This window comes from Microbacterium sp. GXS0129 (assembly GCF_044769785.1).
Classification (GTDB): Bacteria; Actinomycetota; Actinomycetes; order Actinomycetales; family Microbacteriaceae; genus Microbacterium; species Microbacterium nymphoidis.
The window spans coordinates 556,168-573,826 of the sequence record NZ_JBIZVZ010000001.1; the positions used below are offsets into that span (position 1 = coordinate 556,168).

A 17,659-nucleotide genomic window follows, 5' to 3' on the forward strand; every position below is an offset into this window, starting at 1 on the left:
CCTCCCTTCGCCCGTTCTCAGGTGTGGCAGTCGACGACGACAAGGCGGGCGTCGGGGTCGAGGTCGCGCCAGGCGCTTTCGAACTCCTCTGACGTGTCGTCGAACGAGCCGCCGTTCCATCGCTCCTCGGCGAACGCACCGCCCGCGATCGTGAACAAGAGGGCTGGTCGGTGCTCGTCGCCCAGGCTGCCGCGACGAGCCGTATCTCCGTGCACAAGCCCTGCCCAGCGGCCACCGATCCGGTACCAGTCCCAGAGCCCGGACTCGATGTGCTCACCATCGGGTCCGAACGCGCGGAACGGAGCGAGCGCGGCGGCAACTGCCACGTCGACGTCGCGCGCGTCTTCGGGTATCTCGACCAGCGTGTACAGGTGCATGTTTCCCCCTCATGTTCACGGAGAGTCCCGCGAGGCCTTCCTCGGTGAATGAGAATCGCCGCAGTGCGCCGATTCTCTCCCACGCAGGGAATCCTCGCGGGCTCTGGCGACGTCAGATCGCGTGGATCGTGGGAGAGGGCGACGGCGGCACGGCGGCGGAGGGGGCCGACGGATGCAGCTCGTCGTGAAGACGCGCCATCCGGGAATCGAGCTCGTCGGCGGTGTCGGCGGCGTCTTTGAGGTCGGCCAGCAGTCCGTCGGGAACCTGCCCGTCGTACTTGTAGTAGATCTTGTGCTCCAGGCTGGCCCAGAAGTCCATCGCGATCGTGCGGAACTGCACCTCGACGGGCACCGCGAGCGGACCGGTCGAGAGGAAGACCGGGACCTCGACGATCACGTGCAGGCTCTTGTACCCGTTCGGCTTCGGATTACGGATGTAGTCCTTCACCTCGCGCACCGAGATGTCGGCCTGAGCGGTGAGCAGATCGAACAGGCGATAGGCGTCACGGACGAAGCTGGTGGTGATGCGGATGCCGGCGACATCGGTGATGTTCTCCCGCACCAGGTCGAAATCCAGCCCGAGCCCGCGCCGCCTCATCTTGTCGGCGAGGCTGTCCAGCGACTTCACGCGGCTGGAGATGTGCTCGATCGGGTTGTAGTCGTGCATGAGCTGGAACTCGTCACGGAGGATGGTGAGCTTCGTCTCGATCTCACGCAGCCCGAACTCGTACTGCACCATGAACTCCGCGAACCTGTCGCGCAGCTCGCGCAATTCCTCGGGGGAGTACACCACGCTGCCGTCCGCGCCGAGGAAGCCGTGATCCGGGGAGAACCGCGTGGCGCTGCGAATGTCGTTGGGCCGCGCACCGAGGGATCGTCCGCCGCCGAAGATGGGGTCGGGCAGGTCGTTGCTCATGATCGCGACGCTATCGAGCGCGGATTCGAACTGACTGGGAGAGCCGTCAGCATCCGCCGCAGGCGCGATGCGGGCAAGATGGACGCATGCCGGAGTCATCGCCGCCAGCCGACACCCTCCTTTTCGACACGGAGTGGTTCACCCAGCGCGTGATGCCGGAAGCCGCGGTGGCCTACGAGCAGCAGTTTCGGGAGAAGTACGGCCCGCGCCCGAAGCCGCTCGCGCGGAGCGCGGGCGGGGCGATCTGGATGTACTCGGCGCTCGCGGTGTGGGAGGTCCTCGGTGTTCTCATCCTGGTCTGGACCACGGTGTGGATGCCGGCGGACCAGCGTCAGCTGGACGAGCCCCTGGAACGGATCATGTTCGGTCTCGTGCTCCTGTTGCCGTACTCGATCGCCTACGGGCTGCTGGCGTCCTGGCTCACGTGGGTGTTCTTCGGACACCACGGCCCGGAACGGTACGCGAGGTTCCGTCTGCACAGCTTCGCCGAGCGGAACGGGCTGGACTACGAGCCGTTCGTCGCGCTGAACGACCGCGATCAGGTCACCGACATCGTCCGCTTCACACGGGGTCGCGCGATCGAGATCGGCAATCTGCAGACCGTGGTTCCGGGCACCCAGAGCGGAGCCACCGTCTTCCTGTACTCCTACGTCGCTGTCGGGCTCGCCGCGGTGCTGCCGCACATCGTGCTCGATGCCCGCGCCAATCAGTTGCAGCTCGCGATCGGCTCGGGCGTCGACGACGATCAGCGCCTCAGCCTGGAGGGCGACTTCGGGCGGCACTTCACGCTGTACTGTCCCACGGGGTACGAGCGCGATGCCCTCTATCTCTTCGCTCCGGACGTGATGGCCGCCTTCATCGACGGTGCACGGACCCTGGACGCCGAGATCCGCGGGAACGTCCTCGTCCTCTCCTGCGCGGAGACGCTCAGCGAGCCGGACCCGCGCGCGTGGCAGCTCATCGCATCGGCACTGAACGCGCTGCTGCCGAAACTCGAGGACTGGGAGCGCTGGCGCGACGATCGCCCAGACGCGAGCACGGACCTGGTGGCGGTGCCGGGGGAGACGCCGCTCATTGGCCGCACCCTCGCAGATCCCGCCGTGGCACCGCTGCGTCGGCGTCGGTCGAGGTTCGGCCTCTGGGTGACCCTGACGGTGCTGACCTACGTCGGCGCCATCGTGGTGCTCGCGATGATCCTGAGCTGAGCCTCAGCGGCGCCGTCGGATCAGCGCGGCGATGGCGCGCCAGCCGACGAGGGCGGCACCGAGCGCGAGGGTGGCCACGATGATGAACGGCACCGCCGTTCCCTGACCGGAGACCCACCGCAGCAGCATTCCACCCGCCACAGTGATCACCCAGACGGGCACCCCGGTGCGTGCAATCGCACACGGGCGACGCCAGGCGAGCGTCACGATCCAGCCGACCGCCAGGGAGGCCAGGAAGGGCCACGCGGTCGTCAGCAGGCCGAGCCCGAAGGCGGACTCCTCGTGGCTGGCCCGGCCGGTGGCGGCGAAGGCGATCACCAGGACGACATCGAGAGCGACGGCAGCGAGGATGACGCCGCCACGGGGGCGGCTGACGGAAGTGGTGCTCACCCTTCCATTCTCGCCCCGCCCTCACGTGCACAACGCCCCGGATCCCTTCAGGTGGGCCTGGCACGATGGAATCAGGAGGCTCCCGATCCATGTCCGATACACGCTCCCCGGGAGGCGCCGCTCTTCGCGCGCGCCGGAACCGGCGTCTGGCGTCCGTTCACGATGTCGCCGAGGTCACCCCCGGGTGGCGCGTCACCCCGGTGGGCAACGGACCCCGTAACACCACGTATGAGAACTGGATCGGCCGGCGCCTGCGCTACACCGGTCTCACCGGCGGCGGAATCGCGTACACCCGCGATGAAGCCGACCTGAACGACGAGTACGGACACCTGCTGCAACTGGGGATTCTGCACAGCGGTCGCGTCACGGTCACGCGCGAGGGGCGCACCATGATCGGTGAGGCGGGCACCGTGATCGTGCTGCGCCTGGACACCCCGTACGAGACCATCACCGACCCCGGGTCCGCGCTGACGCTGATCTATGTGCCCATCGACCAGGTGGAAGCCCGCGGAATCGACAGCCGTCGGATGAACGGCCAGATCTGGCAGGCGGGCCCGATCGAGGCGACCATCGCCGAGCTGGCACCGCGCGCTCTCGATGTCGACGAGCAGAACGGGCTGATCCTGGAGGGCGGTCTGTTCGAGCTGGTCATCGGCCTGCTCGCGGCTCACGACGAGGCGGCGGTGGAGGATGTCGCCGCGCAGACGCGTAACCGGGTGCTGGCGATCATCGAGGAGTCCTACACGCAGGTGGATCTGGACGCCGCCACCATCGCACGACGACTCGGCGTCAGCCGCCGCTATCTCTACACGCTGTTCGAAGGGCGCGACGCGTCGGTGGCGGCGCTCATCCGCAATCGCAGGGTGACCCACGCGGAGAAGCTGCTCATCGACGACACCGACCTGTCGCTGCGCCGGGTGGCGCAGCTGTCGGGCCTCGGATCGGAGGACCGGCTGCTTCGCACGTTCAAGACAGTGCTCGGAATGTCGCCGTCTGCCTACCGTCGACAGACCCACATCGCGGGCGGCGAAGCGATCCTCGCCAGAGAAGTGCGCTGACCCGCGTCTTCCCGCGCTCCGGTTCTCTCCGGTAAACTGGAGATTCTTTGTCATGAGCAGGGAAGGGGGCACACCCATGTCCACCACCGCAGATGCACTGTGGATGACGCAAGCCGCTCTGGACCGACTCCAGAGCGAGCTCGCCGAGCTCACCGCCCCGGGCGCCGAGCAGGATGACGCGACCCAGGCGCGGGTGCTGGAGTTGCGTGAGATGATCCGTCGCGCCGAAGTCAGCTCGAAGCCGGACGACGGCGTCGTCGAGGCCGGCATGCTGGTCACGGTCCGTTTCGATTCGGATGGCTCGGAGGAGACATTCCTCCTGGGCAGCCGGGAGATCGTCGGTGCCGCCGACCTCGACGTCGATGTGTACTCGCCCACCTCGCCGCTCGGCACCGCGCTCGCGGGCAAGGTCGTCGGCGAGAGCGCGGAGTACGAGACTCCCAGCGGCGCACGCATCGGAGTGAGCGTCGTCGCAGCAGTACCGTTCAGCTGAGCGTTTCATCGCCGGGCCCGTCCTCCACGCAGGACGGGCCCGGCGCCGTTTCGTCCGGCCCCCGGTGAAGCATCGTCCCGCGCATTCGCGGGGGTGGGATCGGGATGTATGCTCGGAAGACCGCGGCCTCATCGACGACGCCAGAATCCGGTGGGGCCGCTTCACGGCTGATCCCGTCACGTCGTCTCACCGGAGCTCATCTGGACCGAGTGATCCCCGGACAGTCGTCCTCTGCTGCCGCGTGTGCGCCGCGCGCGTCGACACGGTTCGCGTGCGGCGGGATCGACTCCCCCTGCGGCCGCGCGTGACGCGCCCGCCCACTGAACGGAACATCAATGACCGTACTGGATGACCGCCTCGTCTCCGTCTATGACGATGTGCTGGCCCGCAACCCCGGAGAGGCCGAATTCCACCAGGCCGTCCGCGAGGTGTTCGAGAGCCTGACGCCCGTCGTCGCGAAGCACCCGGAGTACCTCGATTCGGCTGTCATCCAGCGGCTGTGCGAGCCCGAGCGGCAGATCATCTTCCGTGTGCCGTGGACCGACGACAAGGGTCAGGTGCAGCTCAACCGCGGCTTCCGTGTGGAGTTCAACTCGGCACTCGGCCCGTACAAGGGCGGCCTGCGCTTCCACCCCTCGGTGTACCTCGGCATCGTCAAGTTCCTCGGCTTCGAGCAGATCTTCAAGAACGCGCTGACGGGCCTTCCCATCGGCGGCGGCAAGGGCGGGTCGGACTTCGACCCCAAGGGCCGCTCCGACGCGGAGGTCATGCGCTTCTGCCAGTCGTTCATGACCGAGCTGTACCGCCACCTCGGTGAGTACACCGACGTCCCCGCCGGTGACATCGGTGTCGGCGGACGCGAGATCGGCTACATGTTCGGGCAGTACAAGCGGATCACCAACCGCTACGAGTCCGGCGTTCTCACCGGCAAGGGCATCGGGTGGGGCGGATCGCTGGTGCGCACAGAGGCCACGGGCTACGGCACCGTCTACTTCGTCCAGGAGATGCTGAAGGCCACCGGCGACACGTTCGAGGGCAAGAAGGTGGTCGTGTCCGGTTCCGGCAACGTGGCCATCTACGCCGTCGAGAAGGTGCACCAGCTCGGCGGCACCGTCGTGGCGATGAGTGACTCGTCCGGATACGTCGTGGATGAGAACGGCATCGACCTCGACCTGATCAAGGACATCAAGGAGGTGCGCCGCGGGCGCATCGCCGACTACGCCACCGAGCGCGGTGCCACTTTCGTGCAGGGCGGTTCGATCTGGGACGTCCCCTGCGACATCGCCCTGCCGTGTGCCACGCAGAACGAGCTCGACGAGAAGGCCGCCATCACGCTGGTGAAGAACGGCTGCATCATCGTGGCCGAAGGCGCCAACATGCCCTCCACTCCGGAGGCCATCCGCGTCTTCGTGGACGACCCGAAGCTGCGCTTCGCCCCCGGCAAGGCCGTCAACGCCGGTGGCGTCGCGACCTCGGCGCTGGAGATGCAGCAGAACGCGTCGCGTGACTCCTGGTCGTTCGAGTACACCGATCAGCGTCTGGCGAGCATCATGAGCGACATCCACGACTCCTGCCTGACGACGGCGGACGAGTACGGGGCGCCCGGAAGCTACACCTCGGGCGCGAACATCGCCGGCTTCATCCGCGTGGCCAACGCGATGCAGGCCATGGGCGTCATCTGACCCCATCCGATCGACGGGCGCGGACCACGGGATCCGCGCCCGTCGTCGTCTGTCGCCGACCCTGTTGCCAGGACCGCCCGCGCGCGGCATGATGTGGCCATGTTGGAGGCACACTGGACTCCGCGGGCCGAACCCGCGTATCAGCTCGCCTACCCGCGCTATCGGGTCGAATTCTGGCGCATGGGCGAGGACGGCTGGGACCAGGAAGCGTGGTACCTCACCGGGGTCGACTCCGTCCTCGAGGCGCTCGCGTGGGTCCACGCCCACGCGCATGGCCGCCGGTTCGAGCTGTTCGTCGAGGCCGATGATCACTCGGGGGAAGCCGGGCCGCGAACCGCCCCGCTGGTGCGTCTTGCGGGATCTGATCCGAACGAGCCGACTGCCGTCACCGGCGCCCTCCGCGTCGTCCGCCGTCGCTGAGGAGCTGGTCGCCGGATCGGTTCCCTCGTGGCATGCGACCCGTATCCATCCCTGCGCGCATCCCGTCGGGTCATCCACTCGGCAAGGTCGCTTGCGGCGGACGGTGCACGGAGCGGGAACCGCTCGAATCTGTGCACTCCATAGCTCCAGCCGACCCCGCGCATAGCGTTCGCATAGCGTCGTCCGGTGTGCTGAACCTGTCGCGGGTAGCGGCGGACAGGAGAAGACATGAGCGAGCAGCACAACACCCCACACCCGGCCACCGATCCGCAGTGGATCGACGAGAACGGCCAGGAGATCGACGAGGACCACCGCGGCCTCGTGTACGACATCCGCACCCTGATCGATCGTCGGGTCGCGCTGGGCATCTTCGGAACGGTCGGATTGGGGACGCTGCTGGCAGCGTGCGCCCCGGCCGCCTCCGGCGCGTCTCCCACGGCCGCTCCGACGACGACGACCGCGAGCCCGACGCCCACCGCGTCCACGTCGCCGACCGCCGCTTCCACCGCCACGGCCGCGGCGGCAGAGCCGATCGAGGAGGTCCCGGACGAGACGGAGGGCCCGTACCCCGGCGACGGCTCCAACGGCGTCGATGTGCTCGAAGAGTCGGGGATCGTCCGCAGCGACATCCGGTCGAGCTTCGGATCGTCGACCACGACCGCCGAGGGTGTCCCGCTCACTTTCTCGATCACCGTGCGTGATGCCGCCTCCGGCGCTGCACTGGCCGGTGCGGGCGTCTACGTCTGGCACTGCGATCGGGAGGGCCGCTACTCGCTGTACAGCGACGGCGCCACGAACGAGAACTACCTGCGGGGCGTGCAGGCGACGGATGCGACCGGAACGGTGACGTTCACATCGATCTTCCCCGCCTGCTACGCGGGCCGGTGGCCCCATGTCCACTTCGAGGTGTACCAGAGCACCAGCGACGCCGTCTCCAACGGTCCCATCGTGAAGACCAGTCAGATCGCCCTCCCGCAGGAGGCGTGCGAGGCCGTGTACGCCACCACGGGCTATGACCAGTCGGTGCGCAATCTCTCCCAGATCTCACTCGATACCGACATGGTGTTCAGCGATGACCACGCCGTGCACCAGCTCGCCGCGATCTCGGGCGACACCGCTTCAGGCTATGTCGCCGCGCTGACCATCGGGGTGTGATCGCCGTCCGCGGGCGGAATCGCCTCAGAGAATGACGGTGGAGGCCCCGTCGACGATCACGCGATCCTCGCAGTGCCACTGGACGGCGCGCGCCAGCACCATGCGCTCGACGTCCTGACCGCGTCGCTGCAGATCCTGCGCGTTCTCCGCGTGGGTGACGCGGGCCACGTCCTGCTCGATGATCGGACCCTCGTCGAGATCCGCCGTCGCGTAGTGCGCGGTGGCGCCGATCAGCTTGACGCCGCGTGCCTTCGCCCGTGCGTACGGATTCGCACCGATGAAGGCCGGCAGGAACGAGTGGTGGATGTTGATCACCGGCACCCCGACCTCGCGGACGAAGTCGTCGGAGAGGATCTGCATGTAGCGAGCGAGCACGATGAAGTCCACTTTGCCGGCCAGCAGATCCAGCTGCGCGCGCTCCATGGCCGGCTTATCACCCGAGGGGATGTGGACGAACGGCACATCGAAGTTGCGGACGGCGGCTTCGAGATCGGGGTGGTTCGACACCACGCACACCACCTCCATGTCCAGCTCGCCGCGCTGCGTGCGCCACAGCAGATCGAGCAGGCAGTGGTCGTACTTCGACACGAAGATGGCCACGCGCTTCGGCTGAGCGCCGTTGTGCAGCGACCATTGCATCCCGAACTTCTCCGCGAGCCGCTCGATGCCCCGCTCGAAGTCCGCCCGCCGGGCGGCGAAGTCCTCGATGTGCAGCACCAGGCGCTGGAAGAACCGGCCGTCTTCGGCATCGGTGGAGTGCTGTGCCAGCGAGATGATGTTCGCGCCCTGCTCGGCGAGCGTGGCGGCGACAGCGGCGACGATACCCGGCTGGTCGTGGCAGGTGATGAGCAGTCGGGCGGTGTCTTGCTGGATCATGCTTCTCCTGTCGCGGGCGCGGTCCTCCGATTCTCGCCCGTGGCGAGGCACCGCGTCGAATCCGCGCCGTCATCTGTGGTGTGCGACGGCCGCGAAACGAGGAGGGGGTCGTGAGATAAGGGCTCTGGGCGGGCTTCGGTCCTTGTTGCGGTGAATTGTCCTCGTTTCATGTGTGTGGCGTCTGCTCCGCTGGCGTGCTGGTTTGGCGGGATCGCGCCGCATACGGACAGGGCTCCCCAAGACAGGCAGGGGTGCGGGTTCGGCCTGTAGCTACGTCGCCCGGGTGAGTGTGGTGGCGGCGACGGCTGGTTCGTGGTGGGCGGTGGCGCGAAACCAGGACGTTGTCGCGAAATGAGGACTTTGGGTGGGTTGTGGTCCTTGTTTCGGCGAATGGTCCTTGTTTCGTGCCGGCGGCGTGCAGGTCGCGGCGTGTGGCGTGTGGGGTGCGGGGTGTGGGGTGTGGGGTCCGAGAGAGCAGGCAGATGAGTGCGGGGTGTGCGGGCTGGGCGTGCGAGCTGGATCGCGCGGCATGCGGGGTGGGTCGTGTGAGGGCCCGGCGTTGGGTAGTGGGTGCGGGGCAGAGCGGACGGGTAGATCTGCGATGGTGGGCGCGCGAAACGAGGAGATTGTCGCGAAATGAGGACTTTGGGCGGGTTGTGGTCCTCGTTTCGGTGAATCCTCCTCGTTTCGTGCCAGGTGTGAGGGCGTGCGGATCGGACCCGGGCGGATCCGGAGCGGGGTGGTCGGCGGCGTGGGTGGTCGGGGCGTAGCAGGTGCGGAGGTGCCGGAGGCCGGCCGCGAGCCGGTCACGGAGTCTGGTGCCGGAGCCCGGCCGTGGGGGGACGTGCGCGGAGGCCCGGGAACGGTACGACGTACGCGGAGGCCCGGCATCGAGCGACGTACGCTGGAGGAGTGAACGATGTGGTCGATCTGTTCCGCGCGGCGCGCGGTCGACTCGCGGGAGCCCCGCGCGAGACGCTCGGGGTGTGGCATGTGCCGAAGAAGGTGCTGGGGCTCGGTGGGACGCCGCGAATCGTGTCTGATGGCGAAGCATGGCACGTGGGGACGCTGCTGATCGCGGACGGTTTCGTGGCATCCGTCGGCGAGGTGAGTCGTGTGCAGGATCCGGGCCGCCGCGGCTATGCGGCGGAGTCCGCACGAGAGCGCGCGGAGATCCGAGCGGCAGCCCTGCGCGGGCGCATCCCCGAGGGCGCGATCGTCCACCTCGGGTGGGATGTGATCGATGTGGACGCCGTTGCCGCGGGCGGGACATCAGGGCCGCTCGTGGGCGGGGATGAACCCCAGATCCGGTGGAGCATGAGTGGCGGACTGATGCCGCTCAGCGCCTACCTGACGGAGCGCATCGACCTGCTGCTCGCGCCGCCGCGCGGCGCGGGCGGGGCCTTCTAGCGCCTCGAACCGCCGGAGATCGCGTCTCCCACAGCGGCCAACGGAATCAAGAGGGCGATGGCCATGCGGTGGGGAGTGAGCCGTCCGGGCTGGGAAGAGCCACGCCCTGATAGGGGGTCAGGATCTCCCAGCCGTGGTCACCGTCGCGGAGGAAGAGGATCCGGGGTTCCCCATCGGCGGCCTCACCCAGAGCATCGCGGGTCTCGCCGCAGCTGTACGGCGTTGACACCACCTCGATCGTGTCCGTGGCGGAGACACCCGGCGGAGCATCCAGCCACGTTCTGACATCCACCGACCAGGTCGTAGCCGGTGCGCCGCGCATGAACTCGATGTCACCGGTCTTCGCGCCGATCACCGCGAGAACGATGGCGTCGCTCTGGGCCTGCGCATCCTCGATCGAGTCGTACACGACCCAGTCGATGCAGGACTGCACATTGCCGGGAGATACCGCGCTGCATGCGGGGAGCACCAGCAGCGCGACGAGGCCGGTGACGGCGAGCGAACGGATAGCGGCCATGCCCCATGGTGCCTCCGAATGACGCGGATGGCGTGGATCGATGCTCGAATGTCATCAGCGGCACTGCGGGCGGGGAGCGTCACCAGCGCGAGGGGCCGACGACGGCGGGCCTGATGGCGGGGGCCCGTGGGAGCCTCCGCACGACTCAGGTCGCGTGAATGGGTGGCCGAATGTGGTCAGCCGCGCGACGAGTTCGCGGTGCGACCGCGGATGATCCCGATGAAGGCATCCACATCCGGGGTCTGACGATCGGCGTGCCACGCGAAGCCGACGGGAGCGATGGGACCGTCGACGAATGGGCGGTAGACCACGTCCTTGCGGTGATGGAGACGGGCCAGGGACATTGGCACGATCACGATCCCCACACCGGCTGCCACCGTGGCGATGGCGTCTTCCGTGGTCGCCGGCGGATCGAAGCGCGGGCTGAGGGTTCCCTCGATCGGTCCAACCTCCAGCACGTCATCGGCGGGGACGATCAGCACCTCACCCGCGAGGTCGACCGGTCGGAGTTCGTCACCGGCGGAGAGCGCCGAGTCCGCGGACACCACGACGACCGGGATCTCGTCGTACAGGGCGATCACGTGCAGATCGTCTTTCTCGATCGGCAGGCGGACGATCGCCGCGTCGACATCGCCGGCCATCAGCGCATCGCGCTGCTCCGCGACCGATAGCGGAACGAGTTCCAGGGTCACATCCGTGAAGCGCTGTCGCCAGATGCGGATCCACTTGCCGGGCGTTGCCCCGGGCACGGCACCGAGGCGAAGGACACGGGGTTCGGCGGACACGGGAGTGGGGCGCGGGGGAGTGCCCGCCTTCTTCGATCCGCCGCTCTTCTTCGACCCGCCGCTCTTCTTCGACCCGCCGCTCTTCTTCGCGCCGGCCGTGTTCGCCGGGGATGCCCCAGCCTTGCCGCTCGTGCGGGCAGAGGGTCTGGCGGATCGCGACGATCCGCCGCGGGACGGCTGGCGCGACGACGATCGACTCATGTCTCCAGGCTACTCGGCATGTCCACGCGCTCCAGAGACGGCAGATGGCCCGGACGGGGGAGTCCGGGGCATCGTGACGTCTTCGGCCGGCGTGATTCACGCGGCGAGGTGAAGTCCTCGTCGGTCGGTGGCGACGCGGGCACCATCGGGGATGACCTCGTCATCGCCGATGAGCGCACCGCGGGCGACACGGGCGCCGCGGCCCACGCGCGTGCGAACGCCGATGTGCGCTCCTTCGCCGATGACGGCGGACGCTTCGACGTGAGCGTCGGCGTCGATACGGGCGTCGGAGCCGACGGTGGCGTCACGTTCGATCCAGGCGCCGCGGCCGATTCGGGCACCAGCGGCGATGCGAGCGTGCGGTTCGACGTACGCGCCCGCTTCGATGAGTGCACCGGCGTCGACCTTCGCGCCGTGAGCGACCAGTCCGCGGCCGTTGGCGTGCTTGCGATACCGCAGGGTCTGCCCGCGGTCGTCTTCGATGTCGATGTAGTTCTTACCCACAGCTTCCTCCTACGATCCTGCTCGATCGTCAACGAATGCAACACGGGGGTGGCTTCGTTCATTCCCCAATCTCGTCCTTCCCGCTGTCCTCTCTCTGTGAGGCGCCTACGAGCCGCCCGAGTGGAGGCACATGCTCAGGATCGCTGGCAGGACGGGCACCAGTACACCCGCCGCGTGCGGGTGGGATCGGCCCCGAGGGCGTCCTCGCGGATGGGGGTGCCGCACCGGCGACAGGGCTGGCCGGTGCGCGAGAACACCCAGTCGGTGCGGCCGGGGCGGGCATCGCCGGTGAACACACGTCCGATGCGAGTGAGGTTCGCCCGCATCATGCGGGCGCCGGTGCGAACCAGCGGCAGGACGTCGACCTCGGTGGCAGGGGTGTGCGGATCGATGCCGCGGACGAACAGCATCTCGTTCGCGTACTCGTTGCCGAACCCGGCGATGCTGCGCTGATCGAGCAGTGCGACGTGTATCGGACGGGGATCCGCAGCGATGCGTGCGACTGCTTCGGCTTCATCCCAGTCATCGGCGAGCGGGTCGGGACCCAGGTGCCCGACGAGGGTGTGCTCCTGCGCGGTGGGGATCACGGCGACGCCCGCGAGATCGAAGCCCACGGCGACACGGTCCGCTGCACCCACGATGGCACGCGCCTGGAAGGCGGGTCGCCGCCACCGGGCATCGGCGCGGTAGAGCTGCCAGGCACCCTCCATCCGGAGGTGACTGTGCAGCGTCCAGTCGCCGATCCGGTGCAGCAGGTGCTTTCCGCGCGGTACCACCTCCCGCGTCACCTCGCCGCGCAGATCGGCCGTCGCGCTTCCCGGCACCCGGATGTCGAAGCGCGTGATCTCGAACCCGCTCAGGAACTCGTTGAGGCGAGCCGCGGTGCGAAAGACGGTGTCGCCCTCAGGCACCGGCGCCTCCCGCCTGGCGGCGGAATGTCAGCCCCTTGGGCGACTCCACGAACCCGGCGGCTCGCAGCGCCCGCCCCAGCTCCGTCTTGTAGACGAACACGCCGTTCACCTGCTCGATCGTGAGCGTCTCCAGGTTGCGTGCTCGGGCTGTCGCCACCAGGTTCGTGGCGGCGGCCCGGTTCACGTCTTCGTCCTCGGTGAAGCTGAGCACGGTGCGGCCACCGCGCTCCAGATACAGCACCAGCTCGCCGTCGACGAGAACGACGATACCGCCGGCCTTGCGACCCGGACGGTGCTTCACGGCATCCAGCGCCGGCCAGGCCAGCGCCGCACCGTAGGCGTTGGCAGGGTCCGTCGCCGCAAGAGTCATCGCGCGCAGCGGTGCGGGCTCATCGAGCGAGGCGAACTGACGGAGCCGATCCACCGTGGCCGAGGCTGCGAACTGAGCGGCACCCAGCTTCTCGATGAAGTACCCGCGTCGGCAGTGTCCGGCGTTCTCGAAGCCGGCGAGCGTCCGGTAGGTCTGTGCGAAACCGCCGGGAACCTCCTCCGCCATCGACGCGCCGCGAGTCACCACCCCGTAGCGGTCGAGCAGCACGGAGGCGCTGGCCGTGGCGCGTACGGCGGGATCGGCAGCGGCGATCGGAAGCATCGCCCATCGTCCGCCCACGGCGGTGGGCCGCGGCGGTGCGCTCGTGCGCGGAATCGCGGCGCCGCGGTACAGCCGCGCACGAGGTGTTCGCCGCGCGACGCGATGGGCCTGGCTCCCGCCGCCGATGAGCGAGCGCACGGGCGCGAAGGTGTCGTTGGACACCCGGCCCGACCAGGCGAGCTCCCAGAGCGCCTCGACGACCGACTGCTCGTTCTCGGCGCCGGTCATCTCCCGGAGCTGACCGGCGAAGTACGCACCGCCGCCGGAGAGAGCCATCAGAAGCTGATCGGCGAGTGAGCCGGGGGAGATGTCACCCTCCGGGTCGGGCAGAGTCACGGCGGCGGCGTCGGCCAGGTGGAGCGCGATCCATCCGTCGCGTCCCGGCAGAGAGCCGTGGCCGGACCAGAGCACTTCGCCGGTCGAGGTGAGCTCGTCCAGCATCGCCGGCGTGTAGTCACGAACGCGTGACGGCAGGATCAGGGACTCCCACGCGCTCGCCGGGATCGGCGTGCCGGCGAGCTGCTCAATGACGGCCACGACGCCGTCGATGCCTTCGAGGGGGCGGACCAGGTGCTGCCAGTCGGGCAGGAACCGGGCGTAGGCCGACGGCGCCACTGGCTCGACACTGCCCCGCAGCGCCGCGAGCGAGCGCATGCGGAGCCGGCGCAGCACCTCCGCATCACACCACTCGGCCTCCTCCCCGGTGCCGTCGGGGAGGAAGAAGCCGCTGGCCAGTCGTCCGGCCGATTCGAGGCGTTGCAGGGTGTGGCGGGCCACGGCGGCGCCGATGCCCAGGCGCTCGGAAACCTGCGCGGTGGTGAACGGGCCGTGGGTGCGCGCGTGGCGGGCGACGAGGTCGCCGAGCGGATCGGGGAGCGGGTCCAGGAAGGCCACGGGGATTCCCACGGGGAGGGCCACCCCGAGGGCGTCGCGGAGGCGTCCGGCATCTTCGATGGCGGCCGTGCGTGGCTGTCCGGCGATGACCACTTCGATCGCGCGGCGGGCATCGACGAGGGCGAGCAGATGAGCCCGCGCTTCGCCCACATCTGCGGAGGTGGATCGTGCTGCCACTTCCTCCGCCGTGAGCGGACCGAGCAGACGCAGCAGATCCGCCACGCCCTCCCGGTCCCGGACGCGCCGATCGGGAGCAAGGCGCTGGGCCTCCGCCTCGTACTGGGCGATCACGTCGGGGTCGAGGAGCTGGCGCATCTCGACCTTGCCCAGCAGCTCGCCGAGGAGCGCGGGATCCACCGACAGGGCGGCCGCGCGTCGTTCGGCGAGGGGGGAGTCGCCCTCGTACATGAACTCGCCGACGTAGCCGAAGAGCAGGTCGCGCGCGAACGGCGAGGGGACCGCGGGCTCCGTCTCCACGAGGCGGATCTTGCGCTCCGCGATGGAACGGGTGATGCGCAGCAGTGCGGGCAGGTCGTAGACGTCCTGAAGCACCTCGCGCAGCGTCTCCAGGATGATCGGGAACGTCGGATGGCGGCGCGCGACCTCGAGAAGCTGGGCCGATCGCTGGCGCTGCTGCCACAGGGGCGAGCGCTTGTTGGGATTGGTGCGCGGCATCAGCAGCGCGCGGGCCGCGCATTCGCGGAAGCGTGAGGCGAACAGCGCCGAGCCACCCACCTCCTCCGTGACGATCTGCTCGATCTCGTCGGCGTCGAACACGAACAGGTCTGCGCCCGGTGGTTCGGAGGTGGCATCGGGGATCCGGGCGATGATGCCGTCGTCGCTGGCGACCGCCGACCCCTCGACACCGAGGCGTTCGCGGATGCGGGCGTTCACCGCCAGCGCCCACGGCGAGTGCACGCTCATGCCGTACGGCGAGTGCAGGATGAGTCGCCAGTCGCCGACGTCGTCCTTGCCGCGTTCCACGGTGAGGCTGCGGTCGGTGGGGAGTGTTCCGGTGGCCTCCTTCTGCTCCGCCAGGTAGGCGAGCAGATTCGACTGGGCCTTGTCGTCCAGGCCGGCATCGGCGAGACGCGCCTCGGCGCGCTCGCGCGGGGACGTGTCGAGGTCGCGAGTCATGCGTCCGAGCGCCTCGCCGAGCTCCGCCGGCCGCCCGAGACCATCGCCGTGCCAGAACGGCAGCTTGCCCGGCTGACCGAAGGCCGGCACCACGTTGACGCGGTCGTGCGTGATCTCGACGATCTTCCAGCTGGTGGTGCCGAGGGTGAAGACGTCGTTCACCCGGGACTCATAGACCATCTCCTCATCCAGCTCGCCAACGCGTGCGTTGCGCGTCTCTCCCGCGACGAAGACACCGAACAGACCGCGGTCGGGGATGGTTCCGCCGGAGGTGACGGCCAGCCGCTGGGCTCCCGGGCGGCCGGTGAGGGTGCCGGCGTCCCGGTCCCAGATCACACGCGGACGCAGCTCGGCGAACTCGTCGGAGGGATACCGCCCTGCGAGCAGGTCGAGAGTGGCCTCGTAGGCGGAGCGGGGGAGCGAGCGAAACGGCGCGGACCGGCGCACCGTCTCGAACCACTCTTCGACGTCGAGGGCATCGAGCGCGCTGGCCGCGACCGTCTGCTGCGCGAGGATGTCCAACGGGTTCTGCGGGACCGCGATGGCCTCGATCTGGCCGTTGAGCATGCGCTCAGTGACGATGGCGGTGTGCAGCACGTCGGCGCGGTGCTTCGGGAACATCGAGGCCACGGAGACCTCACCCACCTGGTGTCCGGCACGCCCCACGCGCTGCAGTCCCGATGCCGCGCTGGGTGGTGCCTCCACCTGGATGACCAGGTCCACGGCACCCATGTCGATGCCGAGCTCGAGGGAGCTGGTGGCCACGACGCAGCGCAGCAGTCCCGACTTCAGCTCCTCCTCCACCACAGCACGCTGTTCCTTGGACACCGATCCGTGGTGCGCCTTGGCGAGGAGTGCGGGTGCGCCCGCGCTGGAGCCGGCCTGGGCCATCATGCCCGCGGGCACGACGGGATCGGGCAGCGCGAGCCCCACTCGCTCGGCATGGATCTCATTCAGCCGCTCGGTGAGCCGCTCGGCCAGGCGACGGGAGTTGGCGAACACGATGGTGGAGCGGGCGCCCTCGATGCGATCGACGATCGCCTCTTCCACATAGGGCCACACCGATCCGGTCATCTCGGTGTTCTGCGGCGAGTCCGCGTCGAACCAGTCGGCGGAGTCCGATTCCGGGACGGGAGGGTGGGCCATGTCGTCCAGGGGCACGACCACCGACAGATCGAAGGTCTTCGAGGCTTTCGGAGCCACGATCTCCACCGGGGCCGCACCACCGAGGAAGCGGGCGACCTCGTCGATGGGGCGGACTGTCGCCGAGAGGCCGATGCGCTGTGCGGGAGTCTCCAGGAGCGCGTCGAGGCGCTCGAGGCTGACCGCCAGATGAGCGCCGCGCTTGGTGGCGGCGACGGCGTGCACCTCGTCGATGATCACGGTGTGCACGTCGGTGAGGGTCTGTGCCGCGCGGGAGGTCAGCATCAGATACAGCGACTCCGGCGTGGTGATCAGGATGTCCGGAGGATGGGCGAGGAGCGTGCGGCGGTCTTTGGCGGGAGTGTCTCCCGAGCGCACGCCCACGGTGATCTCCGGCGGCGTGACACCGAGCCGGCGCGCCGACTGTGTGATGCCGACGAGCGGGGAGCGGAGGTTTCGCTCGACGTCGACGCCGAGCGCCTTCAGGGGTGAGATGTAGAGGATCTTGGTGCGCTCATTGCCACCACTGCCGTCGTGGAAGAGCCGGTCGATGGACCAGAGGAAGGCCGACAGCGTCTTTCCGGAGCCGGTCGGTGCGACCACCAGCGAGTGCCTGCCGTGGGAGATGGCCTCCCACGCCCCCTCCTGCGCCTTCGTGGGGCGCGAGAACGCCCCCCGGAACCAGTCGGCGGTCGCAGGGCCGAAACGATCGAGCACATCAGCCATCGCATCCATTCTGCGCGCCCCCTCCGACATTCGGCCCGGAGCCGGCGTGGAGGGAAGGGCCGCTCGTTGCGTACCCCCGTACAGAGCGGCCCTTCAGCGCCGTTGATGGAGGGGATGCCCCGGCGCAGCAGTGACCGGTGGCGGGAGTCCCCCCGGCGAGCGTCCGACACGCTGTGTCACCGGATCAGTGCATGCTCAGCGTAAACG

Annotated in this window: 16 protein-coding genes; 7 read left to right on the plus strand and 9 right to left on the minus strand. The window is 68.8% G+C overall.

The annotated features are described in order from the left end of the window. Nucleotides 1-17: 17 nt before the first annotated feature. Nucleotides 18-377: a hypothetical protein gene (locus ACIQJ5_RS02405; protein ID WP_402840550.1), complete on the minus strand. Its 360-nt coding sequence runs from the start codon at nucleotides 375-377 to the stop codon at nucleotides 18-20. Between the two features lie 112 nt (nucleotides 378-489). Continuing rightward, complete coding sequence (locus tag ACIQJ5_RS02410; RefSeq protein ID WP_231091387.1) at nucleotides 490-1,116, minus strand: GTP pyrophosphokinase family protein; 627 nt, start codon at nucleotides 1,114-1,116, stop codon at nucleotides 490-492. A 263-nt stretch (nucleotides 1,117-1,379) separates the two neighbouring features. On the opposite strand from ACIQJ5_RS02410, the gene ACIQJ5_RS02415 reads away from it, so the two are divergent. Next, complete coding sequence (locus ACIQJ5_RS02415; protein WP_402840553.1) at nucleotides 1,380-2,498, plus strand: hypothetical protein; 1,119 nt, start codon at nucleotides 1,380-1,382, stop codon at nucleotides 2,496-2,498. Nucleotides 2,499-2,501: 3 nt separating this feature from the next. Here ACIQJ5_RS02415 and ACIQJ5_RS02420 read toward each other — a convergent pair whose 3' ends face one another. After that, complete coding sequence (locus tag ACIQJ5_RS02420) at nucleotides 2,502-2,888, minus strand: DUF3054 domain-containing protein (protein WP_402840555.1); 387 nt, start codon at nucleotides 2,886-2,888, stop codon at nucleotides 2,502-2,504. Between the two features lie 89 nt (nucleotides 2,889-2,977). Between ACIQJ5_RS02420 and ACIQJ5_RS02425 the strand changes: the two genes are divergently transcribed. The 5 genes from ACIQJ5_RS02425 to ACIQJ5_RS02445 all read left to right on the plus strand — a co-directional run bounded on the left by ACIQJ5_RS02425 (nucleotide 2,978) and on the right by ACIQJ5_RS02445 (nucleotide 7,696). After that, a complete protein-coding gene (locus ACIQJ5_RS02425) occupies nucleotides 2,978-3,946 on the plus strand; it encodes a helix-turn-helix domain-containing protein (RefSeq protein WP_231090616.1) in 969 nt (322 codons plus the stop codon). A gap of 76 nt (nucleotides 3,947-4,022) precedes the next feature. Continuing rightward, entirely contained in the window at nucleotides 4,023-4,439 is a 417-nt protein-coding gene (locus tag ACIQJ5_RS02430) for a GreA/GreB family elongation factor (RefSeq protein WP_231090615.1), read from the plus strand. 335 nt (nucleotides 4,440-4,774) lie between these two features. Then, entirely contained in the window at nucleotides 4,775-6,121 is a 1,347-nt protein-coding gene (gene gdhA, locus ACIQJ5_RS02435) for an NADP-specific glutamate dehydrogenase (RefSeq protein ID WP_231090614.1), read from the plus strand. Between the two features lie 99 nt (nucleotides 6,122-6,220). Next, on the plus strand, nucleotides 6,221-6,541 hold the full coding sequence (locus ACIQJ5_RS02440; protein WP_402840561.1) for a hypothetical protein: 321 nt from the start codon (nucleotides 6,221-6,223) through the stop codon (nucleotides 6,539-6,541). Nucleotides 6,542-6,769: 228 nt separating this feature from the next. Then, complete coding sequence (locus ACIQJ5_RS02445; RefSeq protein ID WP_402840563.1) at nucleotides 6,770-7,696, plus strand: 3,4-dioxygenase subunit beta; 927 nt, start codon at nucleotides 6,770-6,772, stop codon at nucleotides 7,694-7,696. A gap of 24 nt (nucleotides 7,697-7,720) precedes the next feature. On the opposite strand, the gene purU is transcribed toward ACIQJ5_RS02445, so the two are convergent. Continuing rightward, on the minus strand, nucleotides 7,721-8,572 hold the full coding sequence (gene purU, locus ACIQJ5_RS02450) for a formyltetrahydrofolate deformylase (RefSeq protein ID WP_231090611.1): 852 nt from the start codon (nucleotides 8,570-8,572) through the stop codon (nucleotides 7,721-7,723). A gap of 912 nt (nucleotides 8,573-9,484) precedes the next feature. Between purU and ACIQJ5_RS02455 the strand changes: the two genes are divergently transcribed. Then, a complete protein-coding gene (locus ACIQJ5_RS02455; RefSeq protein ID WP_231090610.1) occupies nucleotides 9,485-9,982 on the plus strand; it encodes a glutaminase in 498 nt (165 codons plus the stop codon). 46 nt (nucleotides 9,983-10,028) lie between these two features. On the opposite strand, the gene ACIQJ5_RS02460 is transcribed toward ACIQJ5_RS02455, so the two are convergent. From ACIQJ5_RS02460 to ACIQJ5_RS02480, 5 genes are all read right to left on the minus strand, one after another. Then, a complete protein-coding gene (locus ACIQJ5_RS02460) occupies nucleotides 10,029-10,499 on the minus strand; it encodes a hypothetical protein (RefSeq protein ID WP_402840566.1) in 471 nt (156 codons plus the stop codon). 176 nt (nucleotides 10,500-10,675) lie between these two features. Then, on the minus strand, nucleotides 10,676-11,485 hold the full coding sequence (locus ACIQJ5_RS02465) for a LysR family substrate-binding domain-containing protein (RefSeq protein WP_402840569.1): 810 nt from the start codon (nucleotides 11,483-11,485) through the stop codon (nucleotides 10,676-10,678). A 96-nt stretch (nucleotides 11,486-11,581) separates the two neighbouring features. Beyond that, nucleotides 11,582-11,989 (minus strand): transferase, encoded by a 408-nt coding sequence (locus ACIQJ5_RS02470; RefSeq protein WP_231090607.1) that lies wholly within the window; start codon nucleotides 11,987-11,989, stop codon nucleotides 11,582-11,584. A gap of 134 nt (nucleotides 11,990-12,123) precedes the next feature. Next, complete coding sequence (locus tag ACIQJ5_RS02475; RefSeq protein WP_402840572.1) at nucleotides 12,124-12,900, minus strand: DNA-formamidopyrimidine glycosylase family protein; 777 nt, start codon at nucleotides 12,898-12,900, stop codon at nucleotides 12,124-12,126. Beyond that, the gene (locus tag ACIQJ5_RS02480) at nucleotides 12,893-17,452 is read right to left on the minus strand and encodes an ATP-dependent helicase (RefSeq protein ID WP_402840575.1); all 4,560 of its coding nucleotides are present in this window, start codon (nucleotides 17,450-17,452) and stop codon (nucleotides 12,893-12,895) included. Before ACIQJ5_RS02480 ends, ACIQJ5_RS02475 begins: the two co-directional genes overlap by 8 nt. Nucleotides 17,453-17,659 lie beyond the last annotated feature (207 nt).

Coding starts and splice junctions, on each gene's coding strand:
- ACIQJ5_RS02480 (WP_402840575.1), bottom strand. CDS start 17,452: ATGGCTGATGTGCTCGATCGTTTCGGCCCTGCGACCGCCGACTGGTTC.
- ACIQJ5_RS02460 (WP_402840566.1), bottom strand. CDS start 10,499: ATGGCCGCTATCCGTTCGCTCGCCGTCACCGGCCTCGTCGCGCTGCTG.
- gdhA (WP_231090614.1), top strand. CDS start 4,775: ATGACCGTACTGGATGACCGCCTCGTCTCCGTCTATGACGATGTGCTG.
- ACIQJ5_RS02430 (WP_231090615.1), top strand. CDS start 4,023: ATGTCCACCACCGCAGATGCACTGTGGATGACGCAAGCCGCTCTGGAC.
- ACIQJ5_RS02405 (WP_402840550.1), bottom strand. CDS start 377: ATGCACCTGTACACGCTGGTCGAGATACCCGAAGACGCGCGCGACGTC.
- ACIQJ5_RS02465 (WP_402840569.1), bottom strand. CDS start 11,485: ATGAGTCGATCGTCGTCGCGCCAGCCGTCCCGCGGCGGATCGTCGCGA.
- ACIQJ5_RS02410 (WP_231091387.1), bottom strand. CDS start 1,116: ATGGTGCAGTACGAGTTCGGGCTGCGTGAGATCGAGACGAAGCTCACC.
- purU (WP_231090611.1), bottom strand. CDS start 8,572: ATGATCCAGCAAGACACCGCCCGACTGCTCATCACCTGCCACGACCAG.
- ACIQJ5_RS02425 (WP_231090616.1), top strand. CDS start 2,978: ATGTCCGATACACGCTCCCCGGGAGGCGCCGCTCTTCGCGCGCGCCGG.
- ACIQJ5_RS02445 (WP_402840563.1), top strand. CDS start 6,770: ATGAGCGAGCAGCACAACACCCCACACCCGGCCACCGATCCGCAGTGG.
- ACIQJ5_RS02415 (WP_402840553.1), top strand. CDS start 1,380: ATGCCGGAGTCATCGCCGCCAGCCGACACCCTCCTTTTCGACACGGAG.
- ACIQJ5_RS02440 (WP_402840561.1), top strand. CDS start 6,221: ATGTTGGAGGCACACTGGACTCCGCGGGCCGAACCCGCGTATCAGCTC.